Source organism: Nonomuraea sp. NPDC001684 (assembly GCF_053596515.1).
Window position 1 is genome coordinate 1 of record NZ_JBSFGJ010000452.1, and the last position, 7,391, is coordinate 7,391.

At 71.1% G+C, this 7,391-nt stretch carries 7 protein-coding genes; 4 read left to right on the forward strand and 3 right to left on the reverse strand.

Going from position 1 to position 7,391, the window contains the following annotated elements; all coding sequences use genetic code 11:
• Both ACWCSD_RS43450 and ACWCSD_RS43455 read left to right on the forward strand, forming a co-directional pair.
• A partial coding sequence (locus tag ACWCSD_RS43450; RefSeq protein ID WP_449923987.1) for an amidohydrolase family protein occupies positions 1–629 on the forward strand: 629 nt, incomplete at its 5' end.
• Between the two features lie 80 nt (positions 630–709).
• Positions 710–1,639, forward strand: a complete 930-nt coding sequence (locus ACWCSD_RS43455) for a phosphotransferase family protein (RefSeq protein ID WP_449923990.1) — start codon at positions 710–712, stop codon at positions 1,637–1,639.
• Between the two features lie 61 nt (positions 1,640–1,700).
• On the opposite strand, the gene ACWCSD_RS43460 is transcribed toward ACWCSD_RS43455, so the two are convergent.
• The gene (locus ACWCSD_RS43460) at positions 1,701–2,534 is read right to left on the reverse strand and encodes an ABC transporter permease (protein WP_449923993.1); all 834 of its coding nucleotides are present in this window, start codon (positions 2,532–2,534) and stop codon (positions 1,701–1,703) included.
• Complete coding sequence (locus ACWCSD_RS43465; RefSeq protein ID WP_449923996.1) at positions 2,531–3,424, reverse strand: ABC transporter ATP-binding protein; 894 nt, start codon at positions 3,422–3,424, stop codon at positions 2,531–2,533. Before ACWCSD_RS43465 ends, ACWCSD_RS43460 begins: the two co-directional genes overlap by 4 nt.
• Before the next feature lie 286 nt (positions 3,425–3,710).
• Here ACWCSD_RS43465 and ACWCSD_RS43470 point away from each other — a divergent pair, with 286 nt between their 5' ends.
• Both ACWCSD_RS43470 and ACWCSD_RS43475 read left to right on the forward strand, forming a co-directional pair.
• Positions 3,711–5,390, forward strand: a complete 1,680-nt coding sequence (locus tag ACWCSD_RS43470) for an alpha/beta fold hydrolase (RefSeq protein ID WP_449923999.1) — start codon at positions 3,711–3,713, stop codon at positions 5,388–5,390.
• Between the two features lie 29 nt (positions 5,391–5,419).
• Positions 5,420–6,256, forward strand: a complete 837-nt coding sequence (locus tag ACWCSD_RS43475; RefSeq protein ID WP_449924002.1) for a S1 family peptidase — start codon at positions 5,420–5,422, stop codon at positions 6,254–6,256.
• A gap of 25 nt (positions 6,257–6,281) precedes the next feature.
• Here ACWCSD_RS43475 and ACWCSD_RS43480 read toward each other — a convergent pair whose 3' ends face one another.
• Positions 6,282–7,217, reverse strand: coding sequence for a DUF2332 domain-containing protein (locus ACWCSD_RS43480; RefSeq protein WP_449924005.1), 936 nt, complete (start codon positions 7,215–7,217; stop codon positions 6,282–6,284).
• Between the last annotated feature and the right edge of the window lie 174 nt (positions 7,218–7,391).

Here is a 7,391-nt window from a genome sequence, read left to right on the forward strand (position 1 = left end):
GTCAGGCGGCCGAACACGCCGACGTCCTCATCCCCTTCGGCTCCGTGGACCCGCGCCGCGGCCCGGCCGCCATCGCCCAGGCCCGCCGGCTCGTGCGGGACTTCGGCGTGCTCGGCTTCAAGTTCCACCCGAGCCTGCAGGGCTTCACCCCCAACGACCCTGCCCACTATCCGCTCTGGCGGGCGCTGGAGGAGCTGGGCAGCGTCGCGCTGTTCCACACCGGCCAGACCGGCATCGGCGCCGGCCTGCCCGGCGGGCGCGGCATCAAGCTGCGCCACTCCGACCCGATGCTGCTCGACGACGTCGCCGCCGACTTCCCCGGGCTCACCATGATCCTCGCGCACCCGTCCGTGCCCTGGGTCGACGCCTCCCTGTCCATCGCCGGCCACAAGTCCAACGTCTACCTCGACCTGTCCGGCTGGTCACCGAAGTACTTCCCGCCGCAGCTCGTCCGCCAGGCCGCCGGGCCCTTGCGGCACAAGGTCCTGTTCGGCTCCGACTACCCTGTCCTCACCCCCGACCGCTGGATGGCCGATTTCGCCGCCCTGGACGTCAAGGACGAGGTCAAGCCACTCATCTACAAGGAGAACGCCCTACGCGTTCTCGGCCTGCGCGGGGCGAGCCGATGAACGCGGCCGTCGTGGCCGAGCCCCCAGACGCGGAACGCCTCGTTCGCAGCTTCTGGCCGTGCGTGCCAGCATGATCGATCATGTCGGGATACGAGACGAGTGACGCGACCCTGGCCGCCATCGCCGGCCTGTTCGGGACCACCGCCGAGCGCGTACGGCCTCTCCCGCAAGGGGTGGCCAACCATGTCCTCCTGCTCGGCGACGACCTGGTCCTGCGCATCCCGCGGACCGAGCAGTTCCTTCCGGACCTGGTCAAGGAGGCCGCGGTCATCCCGTACGCCCGGCGCGCCGGCGTACGCACCCCGGAGATCGTCGCCTTCGACGACACCTGCTCGGTGGTGGACGTCCCCTACATGGTGCTCACCCGGACGCGCGGAACGGATCTCGCAGGCCTTGACCTGCCCCACGCGGACACCGAACATCTCTACCGGCAAGTCGGGCGGGAGCTGGGCAAACTCCATCGGCTCACTCCGGACACCGCCCCCGCCCTTGCCGGCGTCCCCACGGACGACGGCAACGCGGACCCCTGGGCACTCACCGACCGCCTTCTCAAGGACGGCTGGCTCGACGCCGAGACCGCCCGCTGGCTCACCGGATGGTTCGACCGGCTCTCACCGCATCTCCCCGCGAGCCCGCCTCCGGTCCTGATCCACGGCGACATCGCTCCCCAGAACCTGCTCATCTCCCCGGAGACGGCCCGGCTCAACGGGATCGTGGACTGGGGCGACGCCGAATGGGCCGACCCCGCCGCCGACTTCGCCAAGGTGCCCCTCACCTCCATCCCGGCCATGCTCGCCGGCTATCGGCAGGAAACCGGCATCCCCACGAGCCCGCCGACCTGGGAGGCTCGCGTGCTGTGGTTCCACCTCACCTGGGCGCTGGGACGCCTGAAAGATCCCGTGCCGCGCCCGGGCGAACGCCACTGGACCGCGCCTCCGGCCAGCCGACTCCTCAGTTTGCTGCGCTTCTTCGCGTCAGCCCCACCCACTCCTTGGGCCGATCTGTCCTGATGGCCCGCCACCTGATCCGGCGTCAGGTATCGGCCGGGCACCGTCGTGACGGTCACGGCATTCACCCGACCCGTCGCAGGGCACGCTCACGGCGTGCCGCCACCGTGGAGCCCGACTCGCCGCGTGCCATCCGCCGCAGCACGACCGGCGCCACGAGCAGGCCGAGCACCGCCCAGGCGCCCAGCACTCCGGCGGTCTCCAGGTGTCGCCAGGACGCGCCGATCTCGACGGCGACCGCCGCGTCCGGCAGCAGGGCCGAGCGCATTCCGAGCCCCATCCAGTAGAGGGGGAAGACCTGGGCGATCCACTGCAGCCACTCGGGCAGCGCGGTGATCGGGTAGAAGATGCCGGAGATCCCGATCAGGCCCAGGAACGGCAGCTGGACCAGCCCTTGGGCGCGTGCGGTGGCGAACACCGAGCCGAGGACGGCGCCGATGGGCAGGGTCGCGACCAGGCCGAGCGCCAGCACCCAGGCCAGTGCGGGCCAGGAGCCCGGGCTGATCCGCAGGCCCTCGACGAGCAGCACGGCGGGCACGAGGAAGATCGCCAGGTCGGCCAGCAGACCTCCGGACACCGAGATCACCTTGCCGATCAGGTATGCGGGCATGCCGTGCGGGGTCGCCTTGGCCCGCAGCAGCGTGCCGTCCTCGCGGTCGGCGGTGAGCTGCTGGCTCATGCTGATCAGGCCGGTCGCGGCGTTCATGCCGAGGATGCCGGGCAAGGCCAGGGCGCCGAGAAGGAGGGCGCCGACGGACAGGTCCCGGATGAAGAACAGCGTGGCCACCATCAGGGCGGGCCACAGGAAGTGGGAGAACAGCTCGGCGCCGTTGGTGAACGACTGCCGCAGCTCGATCAGTCCCCGGGACCAGCCCGCGCGCAGTACGGTCGCGTTCATCGGGCCGCTCCCTCGGCCTCGCGCACCAGCGCCAGGTACGTCTGCTCCAGCGAGGCCCGGACGATCTCCAGCTCCTGGACGTCGTCGCCGTGACGGGCGAACAGCTCGCGGGCGAACGCGGTCGAGTCGGGCGTCCGCTCGACGTACCGCCGTCCGTCGCGCACCCAGCGCACCTCGTCCTCGCCGGCGATCCGCCGTGCCAGCCCGGCGGCGGTGCCGTCGGCGACGATCCGGCCGCCGTTCAGCACGAGGATGCGGTCGGCCAGCTTCTCGGCCTCGTCCAAGTCGTGGGTGGTGAGCAGGACGGTGGTCTCGCGGGCGTCGGCCAGGTCGCGTACGAGATCGTGGAAGTCGGACCTGGCCTGCGGGTCGAAACCGGTGGTCGGCTCGTCGAGGAACAACAGCTCCGGGCGCCCCACGAGCCCGATCGCCACGTCGAGCCTGCGCCGCTGGCCGCCCGACAGCGTCTTGAGCTTCTTGCCGGCGTGCTCGACGAGGCCGACCCTCGCGATCAACTCGTCGGGGTCCCAGGGGCGCGGGATGGCGGGGGTGGCGTAGGGGGCGTAGTAGGCGCCGAGGTGGGCGAGGAGTTCGCGTACCGGCCAGTTGCCGTGGTCGCGCCAGGACTGCAGCACGATCCCGAGCCTGGCCCGCCACGACTCGTCGCCGTGCGAGGGGTCGGCGCCGAGCACGGAGACCCGGCCCTGCGACCGGACGCGGAAGCCCTCCAGGATCTCGATCGTGGTGGTCTTGCCCGCGCCGTTCGGCCCCAGCAGGGCCAGGACCTCGCCGTGGCGGGCCTGGAACGTGACGTCGTGCAGGACGTCGGTCGAGCCGTAGCGCATGCGCAGGCCGTCGACGTCGAGCACGACATCGGTGCTCCTTGTCATGAGATGACCTCTCTTCGTGATCGGATGACCTCGTGCCGGGGCGACTGCCGGTGCGAGGGCATGGCGCATCGCGGCCCGCACCGGGGCCGGAGCGTGGGGGTCAGGGGTGCCGGCTACCGGCTTTCGCGCGTGGACGTCTCCTCGACGCGGTCCGTCGGATCGGTCTCGACGAGCGCGTCGGCGGGCTTCCGAGGCACGTTTTCCGGCATGCAAGCAACCTTAGTTGACTATTCGGAGCTTAGTCAACCAGAGTTGCTTAAGAAGGGCGCGGGTGCCGTGCCAGCTCGTGGTGGGGGCGGCTGCTGCGCGGATACGCGACGGATACACGGCCGCGCGGTCGCCGATACGAGGGTGCGACGGTGTGGGAACCTTTGCCCCCGAAGGTGGACGACGTACGCCTGACGGCGTGCCCCGCGCGCTTGGAGGTGTGCGGGCAGGACCGTCGAAAGATGCGACCATGTTCAGCACCCGTGTTTCACCAGGCACTCGTCCGGCGCGCGTGGCGGTCGCGTGCCTGGTCGGCCTGGCGAGCTTCGCAGCCGCCGGCACGGCCGACGCCCGCACCGACGAAGAGCCTCTGACGTGGCGTGAATGCGCCAAGACGGCCAAGGACTGGCCCGTCGAGAACGACACCAGGACCGAATGCTCCACGCTGACGGTCCCCCTGGACCACGCGAACCCGCAGGGCCGCAAGATCAAGATCGCCGTGAGCCGGATCAAGGCCGCCGATCCGAGTAAGCGCCGTGGCGTGCTGGTCATCAGTCCCGGTGGTCCCGGCATCAGCAACATCGACGCGCCGGCGACGTACGCCGCCGGCAGGCTCGGCCCGCTGGCCGTCGACCACGACCTGATCGGGTTCGATCCCAGGGGCGTGGGCTACAGCGACAAGATCAAGTGCGACGCGGAGGAGCCGTCGCCCGCCGCGTCCGCCAAGGGCCAGGAGTCGTCCAGCATCTCCCCCAAGGAGGCGGCGAAGGCCGGATTCACCGAGACCGCCGCGTACAACAAGCGGTGCGCCGCCAAGGATCCCGCCTTCGTCCAGCAATTGACCACCACGAACATCGCGCGTGACGTGGACGCGATCCGCGCGGCCCTCGGCGAATCGAAGATCAATTTCTACGGGGTGTCCTACGGCACCGCGGTGGGCGTGAACTACCGGTCGCTGTTCGACAACCGGGTGAACGCGATGTGGCTGGATTCGGTGATGCCTCCCGTCATCGACCTCGCCGCCATGGACGCCACGACGGACGCGCTCTCCGAGAAGCGCTTCAACGCCTTCGTTCCATGGCTGGCACGGCACGACGGCGAGTTCCACTTCGGGACGACCGACGCCAAGGTCCGCGAGAACATCTTCGCGTTGCGTGACGAGCTCCGCCGCAAACCCCGTGAGGTGGACGCGAACACGGTGCTCGACGGCGAGTGGGTCAGGCAGCAGCTCGGCGGAGGGCCGGGATACTGGATCTCCGCCGCCAGGGATCTCGCCACCGTCCGCGAAGGCGGCGTCCCGCTGTCGGCGCGTCCAGCCCCGGAGTCGGCGAAGGTGTTCGGGTTCGACGAGAACCCGCTGGGCCTGAACCTGATCCAGTACCAGGCGATCTTCTGCAACGAGGGTGTCGGCGGCCGCGATTTCGAGCAGATGTGGGCGGCCGCGCAGGCTCGGAGAGCCGCCTTCCCCGCGACCGGCGGCTATTTCGAGCGCAGCGGCTGGTGCGGGGGATGGCCGTGGCCCGCACGGCCGTGGAAGCCGGTCAGGGGAACCAGTCCCCTGCAGCTGTCCGGCCACACCGACGAAGACGTCACGCCGTACGCCTGGGCGGTGGACACGGCGAAAGCCGCCGGCGGGACGTTGCTGACGGTCCAGGACGACGCGCACGCCTCGCTGCGCCGGCTGCCCTGCGCCGCGAAGGTGATCGATTTCTTCCGCACCGGCCGTACCGCCGCGGGCACCTGCCCCGGTACGCGCTGACCGCAGCCCCTCCCATGAACGGACATGAGATGCGTGTGTTTCGGCGAATCGGCGCGGCACTGGCTGCCGCCGTCCTCGGCCTCGGCCTGCCGGCCTTTCCCGCGCGGGCGGCGACCACAGACCTGGCGGGCACCGTCAATGTGGACGGCTGCTCGGGATCGCTGGTGCGGATGCCGGCCAGCGCGGCCGACGACCGGGCCTTCGTCCTGACCAACGGTCACTGCTACGAGGGCACGTGGCCGGTGCCGGACGAGGTCCTGGTGGACCAGCCGTCCCACCGCGTGGTCGACCTGCTCGACGGCGCCGGTGAGCCGGTGGCCACCCTGCACGTGGCCAGAGCGGTCTATGTGACCTTGACCGGCACCGACGTCGCGCTGTACCGGCTGGACCTGACCTACCGGCAGTTGGAGCGGGCCTACCGCGTCCGGCCGCTCACGGTGTCGGCGGAGCGTCCCGCACCGGGCACGGACATCCGGGTGCTCTCCGGAAGCATGAAGAAGGTCTTCTCGTGCGAGATCGACACGCTGGTCCACCGGGTGCTGGAGGTGGGCAACGTGACCAAGGACGTCATCCGTTACACGCCGCGGTGCGACACCGGCCCCGGCACCTCGGGATCCCCGGTCGTCGACGCCAGGAGCGGCCAGGTCGTCGGCATCAACAACACCAGCAACCACGACGGCGGCCGGTGCACGCTGGACAACCCGTGCGAGATGAACCGCGACGGCGTCATCAGCGTGCGCAAGGGCACCGCCTACGGAACGCAGACGTACTGGCTCGCCACCTGCGTCAGCGCGGGGAACCAGCTCGACCTGGAGCGCCGGGGCTGCCTGCTGCCCAGACCAGACCCGCGGCTCTCCGCACGGTGACCCGCGCCTGGGCCGTCTCCTCGCGTCACGCGAACCAGATGATCTCCTGACCGTGCGATCGGGCCCAGGCGAGCGGCTGCCCGTCCAGCGCGAGCACGTGGTGGTTCGCCTCGCCCGGCGGCGTCGGGAGCGTGTCGTAGGGCAGCACGTCGGGGGTCTCGTTCGCGATCCAGTGTGCGGGGAGCTCGCGTACCGCCTCGGCGAACGCCGTCCGTCGCGGCGTCGGCACGAGGTACAGCACCGAGCTGTGGAACACCACCAGCGTCGCGTCGGGCGGGGACTGCGCGGCCAGGGCCGGCAGGTCGTCCACCAGGTCGCCCCGTACGAGCAGCGGCGGGTCGGCTGCGACGACGGCCGCCGCCGCCCGCAGCCGGGCCCGGCGGTGCGTGTGCTCGGGCCAGATGAGCGCGTCGAGCCAGGCCAGATCCGCCGGGTCGGTCACGTCGAGCGGGTTCAGGTCCAGGCCGGCCCGCCACACCACCTGGGGCAGGCTGGTCGGCGGCGCCAGGCCGGCGGCCGTGCAGGCGAGGACCGGGTCGCCGGAGCCGACCAGGTGATCGCCGTAGCGGTAGCCGTACCGGTCGGGGTAGAGGCACAGCCCGGCGGACGCGCCCACCTCCAGCAGCGCGAGCGGCTGCGGGAGCGCGTTGAGCACCGGCAGCAGGACGGCACACCGTCCGGCCTCGTTCGTCTGGGTGGTTCGGGTGCGCATCTCCGCCTCGATCGCGGGCCAGTTCGCCACCGTGTACTCGTGGAACGCGGCCGGATCCGCGACCGGCCCGCCGAGCAGCCGGACCACGCCGAACAGCAGGTTGGGCTGCCGTTTGGCCGGAGGAAGCCCGGCGAGCAGGTCCAGGAGGCCGGGATCCCGCGCCACCGCGGAGGCCAGGCGTTCGTACGTGGGCGACACACCGTACGCCTCGCGCGCGGCGAATTCAGCGTAGATCGCGGCGATCGTCATGTTCCGATGATCGCAGCCGGGTGCGATCCCGGACGGCCGTGTCCTATGGGCCGCTACGGGCACGGTCGTCCTGGGCGTGCGGGAGCCGGCGCACGGCGGCGGAGGCCAGCGGTAGGACGGCCGCCGCGGCGTAGACCAGACCGGCGGTCGCGGCCACCTGGAAGCCGTCGAACC

Bases quoted from the DNA above. Each gene is read 5' to 3' on its own strand.
- ACWCSD_RS43475 (WP_449924002.1), top strand. From the start codon at position 5,420: ATGCGTGTGTTTCGGCGAATCGGCGCGGCACTGGCTGCCGCCGTCCTC.
- ACWCSD_RS43455 (WP_449923990.1), top strand. From the start codon at position 710: ATGTCGGGATACGAGACGAGTGACGCGACCCTGGCCGCCATCGCCGGC.
- ACWCSD_RS43465 (WP_449923996.1), bottom strand. From the start codon at position 3,424: ATGACAAGGAGCACCGATGTCGTGCTCGACGTCGACGGCCTGCGCATG.
- ACWCSD_RS43460 (WP_449923993.1), bottom strand. From the start codon at position 2,534: ATGAACGCGACCGTACTGCGCGCGGGCTGGTCCCGGGGACTGATCGAG.
- ACWCSD_RS43480 (WP_449924005.1), bottom strand. From the start codon at position 7,217: ATGACGATCGCCGCGATCTACGCTGAATTCGCCGCGCGCGAGGCGTAC.